Annotated in this window: 12 protein-coding genes and 2 pseudogenes; 9 read left to right on the plus strand and 5 right to left on the minus strand. The window is 72.8% G+C overall.

Going from position 1 to position 15,817, the window contains the following annotated elements:
- Nucleotides 1–168 precede the first annotated feature (168 nt).
- From PYS65_RS25095 to PYS65_RS25110, 4 genes are all read left to right on the plus strand, one after another.
- A complete protein-coding gene (locus PYS65_RS25095) occupies nt 169–327 on the plus strand; it encodes a hypothetical protein (protein WP_279336197.1) in 159 nt (52 codons plus the stop codon).
- Nucleotides 324–1,571 carry a PucR-like N-terminal domain-containing protein gene (locus PYS65_RS25100; protein WP_279336198.1) on the plus strand — a complete coding sequence of 416 codons (1,248 nt, stop codon included), beginning with the start codon at nt 324–326 and terminating at the stop codon, nt 1,569–1,571. Before PYS65_RS25095 ends, PYS65_RS25100 begins: the two co-directional genes overlap by 4 nt.
- Nucleotides 1,572–1,724: 153 nt before the next feature.
- A complete protein-coding gene (locus PYS65_RS25105) occupies nt 1,725–2,498 on the plus strand; it encodes an IclR family transcriptional regulator (protein ID WP_279336199.1) in 774 nt (257 codons plus the stop codon).
- Nucleotides 2,495–3,355, plus strand: a complete 861-nt coding sequence (locus PYS65_RS25110; protein ID WP_279336200.1) for an SMP-30/gluconolactonase/LRE family protein — start codon at nt 2,495–2,497, stop codon at nt 3,353–3,355. Before PYS65_RS25105 ends, PYS65_RS25110 begins: the two co-directional genes overlap by 4 nt.
- 212 nt (nt 3,356–3,567) lie before the next feature.
- Here PYS65_RS25110 and PYS65_RS25115 read toward each other — a convergent pair whose 3' ends face one another.
- From PYS65_RS25115 to PYS65_RS25125, 3 genes are read right to left on the minus strand one after another with little or no spacing between them, the layout of a single operon-like run.
- Entirely contained in the window at nt 3,568–5,001 is a 1,434-nt protein-coding gene (locus tag PYS65_RS25115; RefSeq protein WP_279336201.1) for an FAD-dependent monooxygenase, read from the minus strand.
- Nucleotides 4,998–6,200, minus strand: coding sequence for an MAB_1171c family putative transporter (locus PYS65_RS25120; RefSeq protein ID WP_279336202.1), 1,203 nt, complete (start codon nt 6,198–6,200; stop codon nt 4,998–5,000). Before PYS65_RS25120 ends, PYS65_RS25115 begins: the two co-directional genes overlap by 4 nt.
- Before the next feature lie 3 nt (nt 6,201–6,203).
- Complete coding sequence (locus PYS65_RS25125) at nt 6,204–6,722, minus strand: toxin-antitoxin system, toxin component (protein WP_279338066.1); 519 nt, start codon at nt 6,720–6,722, stop codon at nt 6,204–6,206.
- 416 nt (nt 6,723–7,138) lie between these two features.
- On the opposite strand from PYS65_RS25125, the pseudogene PYS65_RS25130 reads away from it, so the two are divergent.
- The 3 genes and pseudogenes from PYS65_RS25130 to arfA all read left to right on the plus strand — a co-directional run.
- Nucleotides 7,139–7,373 (plus strand): annotated as a pseudogene (locus PYS65_RS25130) (extracellular solute-binding protein); the annotation flags it as partial.
- Between the two features lies 1 nt (nt 7,374).
- Nucleotides 7,375–7,485: pseudogene (locus tag PYS65_RS25135) on the plus strand (carbohydrate ABC transporter permease); the annotation flags it as partial.
- A 56-nt stretch (nt 7,486–7,541) separates the two neighbouring features.
- Nucleotides 7,542–9,056 (plus strand): arabinosylfuranosidase ArfA, encoded by a 1,515-nt coding sequence (arfA, locus tag PYS65_RS25140; RefSeq protein WP_279338067.1) that lies wholly within the window; start codon nt 7,542–7,544, stop codon nt 9,054–9,056.
- Between the two features lie 79 nt (nt 9,057–9,135).
- On the opposite strand, the gene PYS65_RS25145 is transcribed toward arfA, so the two are convergent.
- Nucleotides 9,136–12,006, minus strand: coding sequence for a glycoside hydrolase family 35 protein (locus PYS65_RS25145; RefSeq protein ID WP_279336203.1), 2,871 nt, complete (start codon nt 12,004–12,006; stop codon nt 9,136–9,138).
- Nucleotides 12,007–12,396: 390 nt separating this feature from the next.
- Between PYS65_RS25145 and PYS65_RS25150 the strand changes: the two genes are divergently transcribed.
- Nucleotides 12,397–13,047, plus strand: coding sequence for a DUF4360 domain-containing protein (locus tag PYS65_RS25150; protein ID WP_279336204.1), 651 nt, complete (start codon nt 12,397–12,399; stop codon nt 13,045–13,047).
- A gap of 376 nt (nt 13,048–13,423) precedes the next feature.
- On the plus strand, nt 13,424–13,882 hold the full coding sequence (locus PYS65_RS25155) for a hypothetical protein (protein ID WP_279336205.1): 459 nt from the start codon (nt 13,424–13,426) through the stop codon (nt 13,880–13,882).
- A 101-nt stretch (nt 13,883–13,983) separates the two neighbouring features.
- Here the strand turns inward: PYS65_RS25155 and PYS65_RS25160 are convergent, their stop codons facing one another.
- Entirely contained in the window at nt 13,984–15,750 is a 1,767-nt protein-coding gene (locus tag PYS65_RS25160) for a pyridoxal phosphate-dependent aminotransferase (protein ID WP_279336207.1), read from the minus strand.
- Nucleotides 15,751–15,817 lie beyond the last annotated feature (67 nt).

Consider the following 15,817-nt stretch of genomic DNA (forward strand, 5'->3'; position numbering starts at 1 on the left):
ATCCGGCACCCCCTGCGGGCCGGGACCGAACTCCCTCTGGGCCGGGAACCGTAAACGCCCCTTGACGGAGTGTCAATGCACACTCGACACTGGGGGGCGACGGACAAGGGTGGCGGAACGCGCTTTCGGGGGGTGGGGAATCCTCCGACCAGAGAGGCTGACCCTGAGATGTCCAGACTGCTCGCCGCCGCGCTGACGGTCGTGCTCGCCTCGGCCCTCGCCGTGGGCGCGGCCCTGGGCGTGGTCGCGCTGCTCGACGCCGCCCCCGACCAGCCGAACACGCCGTTGATCACCTATGAGCACGCCGGTCGGGGAGCCGACGGGTGACGGCGGCCGTCACCGTCCCGGCCCGCTCCGCCTGGCGCGACGTCCCGCGCTCCCAGGTGCACCGGTTCGCCGAGATCGCCCTGGCCGAGGCACCGGCGCTCGCCGAGGAGATCATGGGCGAGATCCAGCGCGAGTACCCCGAACTCCCCGTCGTGCTCGACGAGTCCGGCGAACCGATGGCACTCATCGGCATCCGCCGCGCCATCGAGGTGTTCGTGCGGCACCTGGAGCACGCCGACTACTCGGCGGGCCGTCCCACGGCACCGCCCGGACTGTTCCACGACTTCGGGCGCGGTGAGGGCCTGCACGGACGGTCGCTGGACTCGCTCCAGGCGATCTACCGGCTCGGGGTCCGCATGGCCTGGCGGCGGCTCGCCGAGATCGGCCAGCGCATCGACATCCCGCCGCCCGCGATGTACGAACTCGCCGACGCGGGCTACGCGTACCTGGACGGACTGGTCGACCAGTCCGTCCGCGGCTACGCCGAGGCCGCCGCCCGGCAGGCGGGCGAACGGCTGCGGCTGCAGCGCCGGCTGATGGAGCTCCTGCTCACCGAGCACCACCGGGGCGATCCGGCCGAGGCGCTCGCCGAGCGGGCCGCCCGCATCGGCTGGCCGCTGCCCGGGAAGGTCGCGGTGGGCGTCCTGCGGCGCCCCGCCCGGGAGGCGGTGGCGCCCGCCGTGGGGCCGGAGGTGCTGCTCGACATGGAGTACGAGCAGCCCCGCATGATCGTCCCCGAACCGGACGCGGCCGGCCGCCCCGAACTGCTGCACCGCGCGCTCACCGGCTGGTCCGGCGCGATCGGGCCGCCGGTGCCGCCGGCCGACGCGGCGAAGTCGCTGCGCTGGGCCGAGGCGGCCCTGCTCCTGATGGAGCGCGGGCTGCTGCCCGCCGACGAGGTGCTGGACTGCACCCGGCACACCCAGGCGCTGGTGCTGCTCCAGCCCGAGGAACTCATCGACGACCTCGCGCTCAAGTGCCTCGCCCCGCTGGCCCACTGCACCCCCGCGAACGGGCGGCGGCTCGCCGAGACGCTGCTGGCCTGGCTGGAGACCCGGGGCGGCGCACCCGAGGTGGCGGCCCGGCTCGGCGTGCACCCGCAGACCGTCCGCTACCGGCTGCGGCAGATCCGCGAACTGTGGGGCGACGAGATCGACGACCCGGACCGCCGCTTCGAACTGGAACTGGTCCTGCGCGCCCAGCGGCTCCGCGGCGAACTGGGCGAACCCCGACCCCGGGGATGACCGGCGGTACCCGACGGCGCCCGGTGGGACCACGACCCCGCCGGGTGCCGTGGGCCATTGCCCGGGGTAGTCCGGATGGCTAGCCTGTGTTCGTCATTCCGGTCGCCTGTTGATATCTCGAACAGGCCGAGACAGACAGGGAGGGGGCCGACCGTGGGACGCCTCGTACCAGCCGTGACCCGGGCTCTGGACATCCTCGAGCTCTTCCTCGACGGGGACGGGACGCTCTCCGCCCCCGACATCGTGCGCAGGCTCCAGCTGCCGCGCACCACCGTGCACGAACTGGTGACCACGCTCGCCGCGCGGAAGTACATCGTGCCGGTGACCGGCCGGCCCGGCCGCTACCGGCTCGGCGTACGGCCGTACCAGCTCGGCGCCCGCTACGCCGAGCACCTCGACCTCGCCGCCGAGGGCCAGCAGGTGGCCCGGTCCGTCGCCGAGACCTGCGACGAGACGGTGCACGTGGCGATCCTGGAGGACACCGACGTCATCTACATCGCCAAGGTGGACTCCACCCACGCGGTGCGGATGGTGTCGGCGGCCGGCCGCCGGCTGCCCGCCCACTGCACCTCGGTGGGCAAGATGCTGCTGGCCTCCCTCCCCGAGCGGGAACTCGCCGCGCGCCTGCCCGCCGACGCCGAGCTGGCCGCGATGACCCCCAACAGCATCACCGACCCGGCCGCCCTGCGCGAGGCCCTCACGCAGATCCGCGCCCGGGGCGTCGCCGTGGAGAGCCGCGAGTCCAATCCGGACGTCAGCTGCGTGGCCGCGCCGGTCCGTGACCGCACCGGGCAGGTGGTCGCCGCGCTGTCCGTCTCCGTGCCGATGATCCGCTGGAGCGAGGAGCGCCGCACCGAACTGGAACAGCTCGCCGTCAAGGGCGCCGACGACCTGTCCGAGCGGCTCGGCCACCGGGGGACCTCATGACCGGCACAACCTCCTACGAGGTCGCGGTCCGCACGGAGTCCGTCCTGGGCGAGGGCCCCACCTGGGACCCGGCGACCGGCCGGCTGCTGTGGATCGACATCCTGAACTCCCGTGTCCACACCTACGATCCGGCCACCGGCCGGCGCACCCTGCGCCGCACCGAACAGCACGTGGGCGCCGTCAAGCCCCGCGCGGGCGGCGGCCTGGTCCTCAACCTGCGTGACGGGATCGGCCTGCTCGACCCCGACGACACCTTCCGCTGGCTGCGCCACGAGCCCGTCCCCGGCCGCCGCGGCAACGACGCCGCCGTCGCCCCCGACGGCACGCTGTGGGCCGGCACCATGCGCTACGACGAGGCCACCGGCGGCGGCACCCTGACCCGGGTCACCGGCGACGGCACGGCCGAGACCGTCCTCGACGACGTGACGGTGAGCAACGGCACCGGCTGGAGCCCCGACGGCCGCCTGATGTACTACGTCGACACCCCCACCCGCCGTATCGACGTCTTCGACGTCGACGCGGCCTCCGGCTCGGTCACCGGCCGCCGCCCGCTGACCGTGATCGAGGACGGCGCGGGCTTCCCCGACGGCCTCACCGTGGACGCCGAGGGCTGCGTGTGGGTGGCGCTGTGGGACGGCGCCGCGGTCCGCCGCTACACCCCGTCCGGCGCCCTGGACCGGGTAGTGGAACTCCCGGTGCCCCGCGTCACGGCCTGTGCCTTCGGCGGCCCCGGCCTGAGCGACCTGTACGTCACCACGGCCCGCGTGGGCCTGGCCTCCCCGCCCCCGCTCGCCGGCTCCCTCCTGGTGGTCCCGGACGCGGGCAGGGGGCTCGCCCCGCCCGCCTTCGCGGGCTGACGGCGCGGCGGGGCACGGGCAGCCCGATGGCCGGGGCGGCCACCGGCACGGCGCCGGGAACCCGGGAGCCCGGAGAGCGAGGCCCGGGTCCATCGACGACCTCCCCGCTCGAAGCGGCGTGCCGCCAGCGGGCGGGACGAGTGAAGCCGGTCGGGCGCCGCCGTGCCGGACATGCCGTCGTGCCCCGGCGGTCCGCCACGAGCAGGAGAGGGTCACCCGGACGTGCCACGCGGGCCGCCGGCCGCCGTCCTCCGTTCTTCCGCGGTCAGCGGCGGCGAGGTCAGGGGCTTTCGGCCCGGGCCGCGCAGAGCTCCCACCACGATGTCCGGGCGCACCCATGAGGTGGGGGCGTCGGACAACGTGATGACGTCGAGGAAGGCCCGGGTGATCTGGGCACGGCCCGTCGCGGCGTGGACCAGCCGGTTGACGTAGCGGTTCACGAGCGCGCTCCCGGACCGCGGCTGCCGGCCCACCGCACCGGGATAGAGGATGTCCTGGGAGGTGGCCAGTTCCCAGGCGATGCCCGCGGGACGGGCGATGGCGCGCTGGACCTCGCGCGCGAGTCCGGGGGCACGGAGCCCGCTGCGGCCCACCGCGGCGCCGAGCTCGACGAGACCCTGCGCGGCCACCGCCATCCCCTGGCCGTAGAGCGGGTTGTACGTGGCCACCGAGTCGCCGACCACGACGAACCCGTCCGGCCAGGCGGGCGCCTGCTCGAAGTAGCGGCGCCGGTTGACCGTGCTGCGGGAGACGGTGACCTCCTCCGTGAGCGGTGTGGTCAGCGAGAGCAGCTCGCCCACCACGGGGTGCCGGACCGAGCGGGCGAAGGACTCGAACCGGTCGGGCTCGCGGGACGGCTCACCTCCCCGCGTGCCCGAGAGGGTCACCAGCCAGCGGCCCCGCTCGACGGGGACGATCGTCGCCGTCCGGCCCGGCACCGGCTCGCCGGGGTCGGACTGGACGTTGACGATGGGGAAGTCGTCGCTGCCCGCGGGCGCCCGGTAGAAGCGGCTGGCGTACACCAGCCCGGAATCGACTTCGGCCTCCCTGATGCCGTCCACGCCCAGGTCCCGCAGCCACTGTGTGGCGCGTGACCCGCGGCCGCCGGCGTCCACGACGAGATCGGCGTCGAGGGTCAGCTCCTTCCCCTCCGGCGTCCGTACGCGCACGCCGGTCACGCGGGTGGCCGTCCCCTCCAGGGCCCGCATCTCGTGTCCCTGCAGCAGTCGCACCGCCGGCATCCTCAGGACCTGCTCGCGCACCACCCAGTCCAGCAGGTCGCGGGTGCACGCGATCATGTACTGCATCTCGGGCCAGCGCCTGAGCCAGCCCTGAGCGGTCATCGACACCAGGCCGGTCGGCAGGGGGATGCGCCGGGCCCCGGCCGCCAGCCAGCGGTCCGTGATGCCGGGCATGATCCGCTCGAACGCCCGGGCGCCGCCGGACCACAGCACGTGCACGTGGCGTGCCTGGGGAAGCGATCTGCGCGGCTCGGGCCCCGCGGGCAGGGCGTCGCGCTCGACGACGGTGACCTCGTCCGCGGCGTCGGCCAGGGCGGCGGCCGCGAGCATGCCGGCCATTCCGCCGCCGATGACCACGGCACGGCGGGGTGCGGCACTGCGGGCGGTCCGGTCAGGGGGTGTCATGACGAACTGCTCTCTGGAGAGGCTGCGAACTGGCGCGCAGCGGTGACTGGGGCGACCAAGGGGGACTCCACGGCGCGCGACAGGTGCACGAGCCGCTCACGTTCTGAGCTGAGGATCGAGGTCAGCGCCAGGGCTCCGGCGGCACTGGCCTCCTCGGACCCCCGCAGCGGACCTCTGGAGCGCGCGTCCACCGCGGCGACCACCATGGCGGCCGCCCCCACGACATCCGCGTCTTCCTCCGGCAGCCGGCTCTCGATCGCTCTGTCGTAGGCGCGTTGCCGGACGAGGTCGTCGAAGTACGGCTGGAGATCGAGCAGTTCGTCGTGGATGGCGGTCTCCCGCACGGCCAGGCGCATGTCGGGATCGGACCACCACGGGATGCGCGGAAGCACACGCCGTTTCCCCGGCGTGCGCAGGAGCCGCCACAGTACGCCCAGACGCGCGTAGTTGACCCAGCACCGGACCAGGCCACTGATCTGCGGACCCAGCAGCGGCAGCAGGAACCCGAAGGTCACGATCAGGCCGCCCGCCGCGACGATCGGCGGTGCCACCGTCGTGCTGAGGGCGTCCCAGTCGCGGCCGCTCCACCGGCCGATGACCGCGGACAGCTTGGCGATGCCGAACACCAGGTTGAGCACGAACCCGATGACCAGGACGACCAGGCCCGCGCGCAGCCACCGCTGCACCTGCCGCGCCCAGCTCAGGCACAGCGCCGTCGTGACGGCGGCGGAGGTGATGTGGGCGACGAGGTAGGTGACGATCATCTCGCGGAGGAAGGGCGTGGTCGCGTAGTAGGTGTCCAGGTCGCGGAGCCGCTCGACGGGAGCGTCCCCCAGCGCGAAGAACACGGGAAGGGCGACGATGACCGCCGTGTAGCCGGCGATCCACCGCCGGGAGTGACGCCGGATCGTCTCCGGCGGTCCGCCGCGCCAGTTGACGATCAGCACCAGACAGGCGCAGCTGAAGGCGCACATGATGGAGTAGACCAGTGGGCCCGAGAAGTTCGGGATGCCCGTGAGGTCGTTGACCGTGACGATGGTGGGCGGGGCGGCGAAGAAGAAGCAGACGCCCGCGGTGAAGAGCAGGAAGTGGGCGGAACGCACCAGCGGATCGCGCCAACCCCGCCGCAGAGCCGGGAGTTTGACGACGAAGGCGATGCCGAGGGCGATGGCGGGAAGGTAGTAGTCGGAGTTCCGCACGCGTCAGCCCCGGCGGTGTCCGAGCGATGCCTGGATGCGCCGCGCCAGCTCGCTGCGCGGTGCCACCGTGTCCGCGTCCTCCAGCCAGCCGCGCAGGCGGCCCGCGAGGGTCAGGCCGAACAACTCGGCGTCGGACTCCTCGTTCCGGTCGAAGTCGGTGCGTGCCGCCACCTGGAGAGCGGCTGCCAGGTCGGCCTCGTCCGCCAGCAGACGCGCGGCGACCGCGGGACCGGGCTCGTGCCGGCCGGCGTGACCGGCGACCATGTGCCAGGCCTCGTGCCCGAAGATGACCACCTGGTGCCAGGGACTGGTGTTCTCCTGCACGCAGATCAGGTCCCGGTCCGCCATGTCCAGGTACAGTCCGCTGGCCGTGCCCGGCGGGAATGTCACCAGGCGGTACTCCACCGGTCTGCCGCGACGCCTCGTGAGCCGGGCGCACAGGGTGTCGAACAGCTCCACGGGGGTCGACGGCCTGGCCAGACCCTCGAGAGCCTCCACCAGATCGTCGCGGAGCCTGCGCATGGCGCCCTTGGTGCTCACTTCTCTCCCCGGGTGGCTGATGACGTCGGACGGGTCGGCGGCGGGACGACGCACGCCGCGACGCGGCCGGCGGCGCACTTCACCCTCCCGCCGCCGGCACCGGTGCTCCACGCGCGTCACCCCCTGTGCCACGTGAGTCGCTGAATTGTACGAACCCCCCTCACTTTAGGGGCGGGCAGCGCTCTTCGGCCGGGTGATGCGAGAAGCCGCCGCCCTTCCGGACCCCGAGTTCTTGTCCGAACCATTGACGTGTCCCCGCCCGGCCCTTACGGTCCGTTCGAAGTTACGGGCATCATCCGATATGTCGAACGAGCTGTCGTGTCGAACAAGCTGTGTGAGGTGCGGCCCGTGCGGGCGTGACTCCTCCGACCACGAGATCCCGACAGATGGGGCAGGGCATGGGACGACCTGGCCTGAATCGCAGGCACTTACTGGCCGCGGCGGGCGGCCTGACGGTCGCGGGCAGCTTCGGCTTCGCGGCCCTCGGCACCGGCGTCGGACGCCCTGACCTCCGACGCCGGCACACGGGTGCGGTACTGGAACCTCTTCAGCGGCGGCGACGGCTACAACATGATCGCGATGCTGGACGCCTTCCGGAAGGACCACCCCGGCATCGACGTGAAGGACTCCACCTCAGCTGATGGCCGGCGGCCTCGTGGCGAGCCTGCCGCTGATCGTCGTCTTCGTCTTCTTCCAGCGCCAGATCGTGGCGGGCGTCGCGCACACCGGCCTCGCCGGCCAGTGACGTCCTCCGCCGTACCGGCACCGGCACCCGCACCGGCGAACCCCCGAAAGGAAAAGATGCGTACCGCCCGCTTCACCCTCGACCCCGCCTTCACCGTCGGCCCGGTCGACCCCCGCCTCTTCGGCTCCTTCGTCGAACACCTCGGCCGCTGCGTCTACACCGGCATCCACGAACCCGGCCACCCCGCCGCCGACGCCGACGGCCTGCGCACCGACGTCCTGGACCTGGTCCGCGAACTCGGCGTCACCGCGGTCCGCTACCCCGGCGGCAACTTCGTCTCCGGCTACCGATGGGAGGACTCCGTCGGCCCCGCCGAGGACCGCCCGCGCCGCCTCGACCTCGCCTGGCACTCCACCGAGACCAACCGCTTCGGCCTGTCCGAGTACATCTCCTTCCTGCGGAAGATCGGCCCGCAGGCCGAGCCCGTGATGGCCGTCAACCTCGGCACCCGGGGCGTCACCGAGGCCCTCGAACTCCAGGAGTACGCCAACCACCCCGCCGGCACCGCCCTGTCCGACCTGCGCACCGCGCACGGCGACAAGGACCCCTTCGGCATCCGGCTGTGGTGCCTGGGCAACGAGATGGACGGCCCCTGGCAGACCGGCCACAAGACCGCCGAGGAGTACGGCCGCCTCGCCGCCGAGACCGCCCGCGCCATGCGCCAGCAGGACCCCGGCGTCGAACTGGTCGCCTGCGGCTCCTCGGGCCGCTCCATGCCGACCTTCGCCGCCTGGGAGGCGACGGTCCTCACCGAGACCTACGACCTGGTCGACCACATCTCCCTGCACGCCTACTACGAGCCGCACGACGGCGACCTCGACTCCTTCCTCGCCTCCGCCGTCGACATGGAGTCCTTCATCGAGGACACCGTCGCCACCTGCGACCACGTCGGCGCGAAGCTCAAGTCCACGAAGAAGATCACCCTCTCCTTCGACGAGTGGAACGTCTGGTACATGTCCCGCTGGCAGGAACAGGCGGAGACCTTCGCGCAGGACGACTGGCCCGAGGCGCCGCGCCTGCTGGAGGACCACTACAGCGTCACCGACGCCGTCGTGTTCGGCTCGCTGCTCATCGCCCTGCTCCGGCACGCCGACCGGGTCAAGATCGCCTGCCTCGCCCAGCTCGTCAACGTCATCGCGCCGATCCTGACCGAGCCGGGCGGCCCCGCCTGGCGCCAGACGACGTTCCACCCGTTCGCGCAGGCCTCCCGGTACGGCAGGGGCGAGGTCCTCGACGTCCGGGTGGACTCACCGACGTACGAGACGGCCCGGTACGGCACCGCCGACCTGCTGCACGCCACCGCCGTACGCGCCGACGACGGCACGGTCACCGTGTTCGCCGTCAACCGGAGCCGCACCGGTGCGCTGCCCCTGGAGATCGCCCTCGGCGGCCTCGGCCTCACCACGGTCGTGGAACACAGCGTCCTCGCGGACGCCGACCCCGACGCCCGCAACACCCTCGACGAACCCGAGCGGGTCACCCCGCACCCGGCCGAGGGCACGGACCTGGCGGACGGGCGGCTCACCGCCGTACTGGAACCACTGTCCTGGAACGTGATCCGGCTGGCCTGAGCCCGACGGCGTGACGAACACGACGAAACATGACGAACATGGCGAAGGGGGCTGCCGGAGGGGCCGCCGGGGCGGTGGGTCACCGCCCCGGGGACTCCACCGGCTCCACCGGCACCCCGCCGCGCACCGCGCCCAGCAGCGTCAGCCGCACCTCGCCCAGGCCGGCGGGTGTGGTCCCGTCGGACAGCACCGCCAGGGCCAGTGTGTTGGACCCCCGTGTGCGGAGGACCCCGTTCGGCAGCACGAAGGTGTGCTGCGGGCCCACATCGTTGATGTACTGGCCCATGTTCCAGCCGTTCAGGAAGATCTGGACGCGGTAGGCGCGCTCCGGCCCGTCCTCGAGGACGAGACCGATCGACCCGTCCACGTCCGGATCGACGTCCAGCCGGAAGTCCGTCCGGTACCAGGCCACCCCCTGCCGCCGGTCCTCGCGCGGAAGGTCCACGGGCTCCCAGTCCCGGTCGTCGTGGCCCGGCAGATGCCAGCCCTCGCGCTCCCCGTACAGCCCGCCGTTGTTCAGCGCCCCCCGCACCCGGTCCGGCGTCCCCGCCCCCTGGATCCGCCAGCCGATCTCCCGGGAGGCGCCCTCGAAGGCGACGGAGGTCAGCCCGCGCCCGGCCCCGGACGCACCGTCCGCCTCCCCGCCCCCGCTCCCGGGCCCGCCGTCGTCGGCGGTGCTTTCCTGAGCGGCCTGCTGCATCGGCCGTACCAGCACGGACAGCACCCGTCCGCCCCGCTCGCGCAGCCGCTCGGGCACGGCGAAGGCGGCCGTGGCGGTCCAGGTGCCCCGGCCCACCGTGTCCTCGTCCGGCACCGGCATGCGGTGCGTGCCCAGCGGCTGCCCGTCCAGCCAGGCCATCAGCAGCCCCTGCGTCCCCGTGCGGTACGACAGGGACACCGAGGTGATGCCGCGCGCGTCCTCGAAGCGTCCCCGGTACCAGACGTCGCCGTAGTGGAAGCCGTAGTCGTCCGCGGACAGCACGGGCCGTCCCTCGGGCACGGGAGCGCCGCCGCGGGAGGCGGTGCGGTCGGCGGCCGTCCACCGCGCGTCGTCGAAGTCCGGCTCGGCCTCCGGGTTCTCCGTCCGCCGCCGCCAGCCGTCGAGCGCGGGCAGGGACGGCGCGGGCGTGGCCGGCAGCAGCCCCTTCATCACCAGGCTCCCGGCTCGGCTGGCCGTGGTGCGCACCGGCTGCCCGTTCCAGGTCACGGCGGTGACCCCGCGCGGCGCCCACACCTCCAGGCCGGTCTCACCGGCGACGTCGCCGGTGAGGTGGACGGTGGCGCCTTGCAGCGTGGCCGAGCGCAGCAGCGCCGGACCGTGGACCAGCAGCGGGCCGGACGGGGTCTCGTGGGGCCACAGCCGCAGCGCGGTCGCGTCGTCGGCGAACAGCAGCAGCATGGGCGTCGTCGAGTCGCCGTTCTCGACCAGCACCCGGCTCAGCCCGCCCACCCCCAGCGGCGTCACCACGTTCAGCCGGCCCTGGGCGTAGGACCAGGCGGGCTCGGGATCCAGCCGGTTGGTGAGCGGCTGGACGTCGCAGGCGAGGGAGACCTGTGCCGTCTCACCGGCCCGGCCCACGAACGCGGCGATGTCCTGCCGCCCGACGGCCAGCCGGAACAGCGGCTGCGCGGTGGAGAACGCCAGCTTCCGCCGCCCCAGCCGCAGCCCGGTGACGAGCAGTCTGGCGTCCCGCGCCCCGACCGTCACGGGCACCTCGATCCCGGTGCCCGGCAGCGCGGAGGTGACCTGCTCGGCGGAGTCGTTGCGCAGGACGTACACCTGGGCGTCGGTGTCGGGATTGGCCAGGTGATGGACCTTCAGCCGGTCGTCCTTCGCCCGCACCTCGCCGGCCGGCTCCAGCCGGGCGAGGTCCGGCACGGTCCGCAGCAGGTGCCCGAGCTGCTGCGGCGGGGCCAGCTTGGAGGTGGGCCGGCGGGCCTGGTCGATCGGGGCCCCGTAGTCGTACGAGGTGTACACGTCGGGCGAGGACAGCCACCCCCAGGACGTCCCGCCGGCCGCCATGCGCACGGTGTGCGCGGTGACCCCGGTGGCGAGCCGGGTGAGGAGGCCGCTCCGCTCGTGCGCCGGGTCCCACTTCTCGCGCACCCCGGCGTACCCCCGGCCGCCGGAGGAGACCCCGCCCCAGGGGTCGGAGGCACCCACGGCCGTCCCGGCGGCGAACCCGGGCGTCCGGGGTCCGTCCGCACGGCCGTCGTCGTGGAACAGCGGTACGTCGATCCCGTCGGCGCGCACCTTCCTGCGGAGGCGGGACAGGTGGGCGCCGCCGTCCGCTCCGGGGGACCGGTCCTCGAACTGGTACAGCAGCACCGTGCCGCCGCCGCCGGTGAACAGGTGCCGGACGGCGATGGCGTCGACCGCGCCCAGCCACTCGTCCACGTGCCGCAGATACGCCGGGTCCGCGGTCCGGGCGGTCACGGTCCGGGCGGCCACCCCCTCGGCGGCCCTCAGCCAGCCGGGGAGGCCACCGGCGTCCAGATCGGCGGATCCCAGGTACGGCCCGGGGCGCAGGACGACGTACAGCCGCTCCTCGGCGGCCATGGTGAGGAACAGGTCCAGGTCCCGCACACCGGTGAAGTCGTGCCGGCCGGGCGCGGGGGAGTGGAGGTTCCAGGGGACGGGAACGCTGACCGCGTTGTGCCCGTGGGCGCGCAGCTTCTGCAGCACGTCCCGCCACAGCGACGGGCTCGGCAGCCGGAAGGGGTGCATCTCGCCCGACCACAGCACCAGCCGCCGGCCGTCGACCAGCAGCGAGTACCGGTCGAAGCCGACCTCGTGCCGCTTGCCGTCCGCGCGCGGCGCGGCGGGCGGCGGGCCCGTCGGAACGGCCTGCGCCGGGTGCGTGCCGGTCGCCGCCCTGCTGCCGGTCAGCGCGAGGCCGAGCGCCGCCGTTCCGGCCAGCGCGGTGAAGGTACGCCTGCTGAGCTCCAAGGGAGCCGCCTCCTGGTGTGCTGCTTGTGCTCCTGGTGGGCCATTGTCTACGGATCGGCCCGCCGCTGTTCACACGAGGTTCCCGGTACGTCGGTTTCGCCCGGTACGAGTGAGGCCGGTGGGGCTCGGGCGGGCCGTTCCCTTTCCGTCTCCCCTGTGAACGCTCCGCCGGTCCGTACGGGACGAATGGCCAAAGTTCGTCCTGCCCGCCGGCCACCGCGCTGCGTACGATGCGAGCGCTCCCGGCCTTCACGTCACCTTCATGCCTCCTTCACGAGGGCCGGGGGTCGTGCGCCCGCTTTCTTGTCAGGTGCATGACGTTTCAACGAAAGAGAAGGCGACACGCGTACGACGTCGCATCCACCCCCCACCGACCGAATAGGGAGAACCATGGCTGGTGGCCTGCTTCTCGGCAGCGCGGTGGCCGCGCTGCTCACCGCCGCGACACCCGCGCACAACCCGTCCTCCGTGTTCGACGACCCGCCCTCGGACAAGATCGTCATCGACATCGCCACGGTGAACGGCTCCGGCTGTCCCAAGGGCACGGCCGCAGTCGCCGTCTCCGAGGACAACACCGCGTTCACCGTGACCTACAGCGACTACCTCGCCCAGGCGGGCGGCACCTCCGACCCCACGGCATCCCGCAAGAACTGCCAGCTCAGCCTCGTCGTCCACGTCCCCCAGGGCTTCACCTACGCCATCGCCAGCGCCGACTACCGCGGCTTCGCCGCCCTCCAGCCCGGCGCGAAGGGCACCCAGCGGGCGTCGTACTACTTCCAGGGCTCCCCGAACACGGAGTACCGCACCCACGTCTACGACGGCCCCCACGACGACAACTGGCAGGCCACGGACACCACCGACTGGGCCCAGCTCGTTTACGCCCCCTGCGGTGTCCTGCGCAACTTCAACATCAACACCGAACTGCGCGTCAGCGCGGGCACCAAATCCCCCGACAAGGTCAGCTTCATGACCATGGACTCCACCGACGGGGACATCAGCACCACCTACCACATGGCCTGGAAGGAGTGCCCGGCCTCCTGACCTGCGAGGCTCGCACGGACACCGGGGAGGCCGGCCCGCCGTCCCGCCGATCCGGGAGGACACGGCCCGGTTCCCCCGGTGAACGGGCGTACGCAGTGGGTCGCCCGAGATGCCAAACCGCTGTCGCGGTACTAGGCTCGGTGGTTGAATGCCGCACGCACGGCACGCCCGGCCGACCGGTTCCCGGTAAAGCGGACCCTGGCCACGGTGACCGCCCGCGAAGGGTGACCCGGAGGCGTCGGCGGTCGAGCCCGTGCTCTGGACGACATGCGGTGACATCAGAAGACCCTGCCGCACTTTCGATGTGCGGCTGCGGCCGTCCGTTCCCGCGCTTCCTCCCGGAGACGCGGGAGATGATGGAGCGAGAGGTATTCCCATGCGAGCACAACGCGCGAAGCGTCTGGCCGCGGTGTCCGCCGCCGGGCTGGTGATGGCCGGTGGCATCGCGGTGGGCACGGCAGGCACTGCTTCGGCGTCCGTCGCGTCCGCGCCCTACAGCCACAGCCAGGGCGACCACCACAACGGCTATGACCGTGGCGGTTATGGCGATCACCGTGGCTACGACGACTACGGCCGTGGCGGTTACGACCACCACCGCGGCTACGACGACTACGGCCGTGGCGGTTACGACCACCACCGCGGCTACAACGACTACGGCCGTGGCGGTTACGACCACCACCGCGGCTACAACGACTACGGCCGTGGCGGTTACGACCACGACCGCGGCTACAACGACTACGGCCGTGGCGGTTACGGCGACCACCACAACGGCTACGACCGTGGCGGTTACGGCGACCACCACGGCGGCTACGACCGTGGCGGCAACCACCACTAGGCAGACAAGGACTGATACGACACCAGCAACGGTTCGATGTGCGGCCCGGAACCGGGCCGCACATCGAACCGTTGCTGGTGGGGCCCGACCGGCGGGCCTGCTCAGCCCACCTGGCCCATGCCCGCCGCCTCCGGCCAGTTCTGCGCCTGCGCTCCGGACCAGCCGGCCATGGGGGCCGGGGAGAGGCCGTCGGTGCCTCTGACCTGGGCCGCCGTGAGGCCGCCACGGGCGGGGACGCCGGGCGGGGTGGGGCCGGCGGGCATCTGCATCTGGGCCGGTACCGGAGCCGGGGCGGGTGCCTGCGGGGGCGGGAAGGACGCCGCGGCGGGTATGGGTGCCGGAAGCGGTATCTGCGCCGGGGCCGCCAGGGGGTGCGGCATCTGCTGGGGGACGGGCTGCTGCGGAACCTGCTGCGGCATCGCGGGCTGCTGCAGGGGCTGCTGCACGGGGTGCGGCATCTGCTGAGGCACCGGCGGGGGCATTTGCTGCACCCCCGGTGAGGCTGCCGCCGGCATCGGCATCCCGCCGTCCGCGCCCACCGGGAGGGGGGACGGGGCGGCGGGGAGCGGCATGCCGATGCCGGCGGCCGGAGCGGCGGGGAGGCCCGGGGCGTGCGCACCGGCGCCGGCGCCGATGGCCTGAGCGGCGAGGCCCTGGGTGCCGGCGCCGTTGGTCTCGCTGACCAGACGGTCCACTGCCGCCGTGCCCGAGCTGTAGCCGGTCCCTGTGGCCTGCTCGGGCACGGCGGCTCCCCTCCTGGAGGTCCCGTAGAGCACCTGTTCCAGGCCGGACACCAGGCGGCGTACGTCCACCTGGGGACGTACCACGAGACGCAGGAAGCGGCTGGAGGAGCCGATCTTGTTGCCGCACTCGCGGACCAGGAGCCGGTGCTCGGTGAGCATGCGGTCCCGGACCACGGTGCCTTCGGCGCCCACGGGGAGGCGCACGAAGAGGAAGTTGCCCTGGGACGGGTAGACCGTCAGACCGGGCAGTGAGGAGAGCTGGCCGGACATGTCCATCCGGTCGCGGCGCACCTGGTGGAGGCTCTGCTGGTACTCGGTGCCGTGCTCCTTCAGCATGAACACCACGTGCTCGGCGAAGGAGTTGAGGTTCCACTTCGGCAGCATCGAGCGGATGCGGCCCGCGAGCGAGGGGTTGGCGACGAGGTAGCCGAAGCGGATCCCGTGCAGGCCGAAGTTCTTGCCGAGGCTGCGCAGGACGATGACGTTGGGGCGCAGCATCGCCTCCTGCACCACCGACGGTTCCACCTCGGCGTCGGCGAACTCCAGGAACGACTCGTCGATCACCACCAGGTCCAGGTCGGCCATCGCGTCCATGAACTGCACGAGCGCGTGCTTGTGCAGGAAGCCGCCGTCGGGGTTGTTGGGGTTGCAGATCACCGCGACCTTCGTGCCCCGGGCCCGGATGAACTCGGCGTACTGGGCGAGGTCGAGGGCGAAACCGCCGGACTCCTGGAGCGGGAACATGTCGACCCGCTTGCCGGTCTCCATGGGCTGGTCGGTCCAGCGGCCGAAGGTGGGGACGGGGACGGCGAGGGACTCGCGGACCAGCAGGTGGTCGATCCAGGTGATGAGTTCGGTGGACCCGTTGCCCATGGCCACGCACTGCGGCGGGAGTCGGAGCAGGCTGCACAGCTCGGCCGTGATGGTGTCGGCGCTGCTCGGGTAGTACGTGATGATGTCGCGCAGCCGGGCCGCCATGTCCTCGAACATGGCGGGGGTGGGGAAGTACGGGTTGCACGGGATGCAGAAGTCCACCAGGCCGGCCCCGTCGCTCTCGCGCGCCAGCGCAGCCATCGACGGGCTGTGCGCCGCGTTGCTGCGGAACAGCGAGGTGACGTCGGCCATGGAACCTCCGGGGACGGCGGGCCCGCTGGGGACGTGGTGGGCCCGTCATGCGTGGGTGGCCCGCGCG

The sequence above is a fragment of the Streptomyces cathayae genome, from assembly GCF_029760955.1.
Classification (GTDB): Bacteria; Actinomycetota; Actinomycetes; order Streptomycetales; family Streptomycetaceae; genus Streptomyces; species Streptomyces cathayae.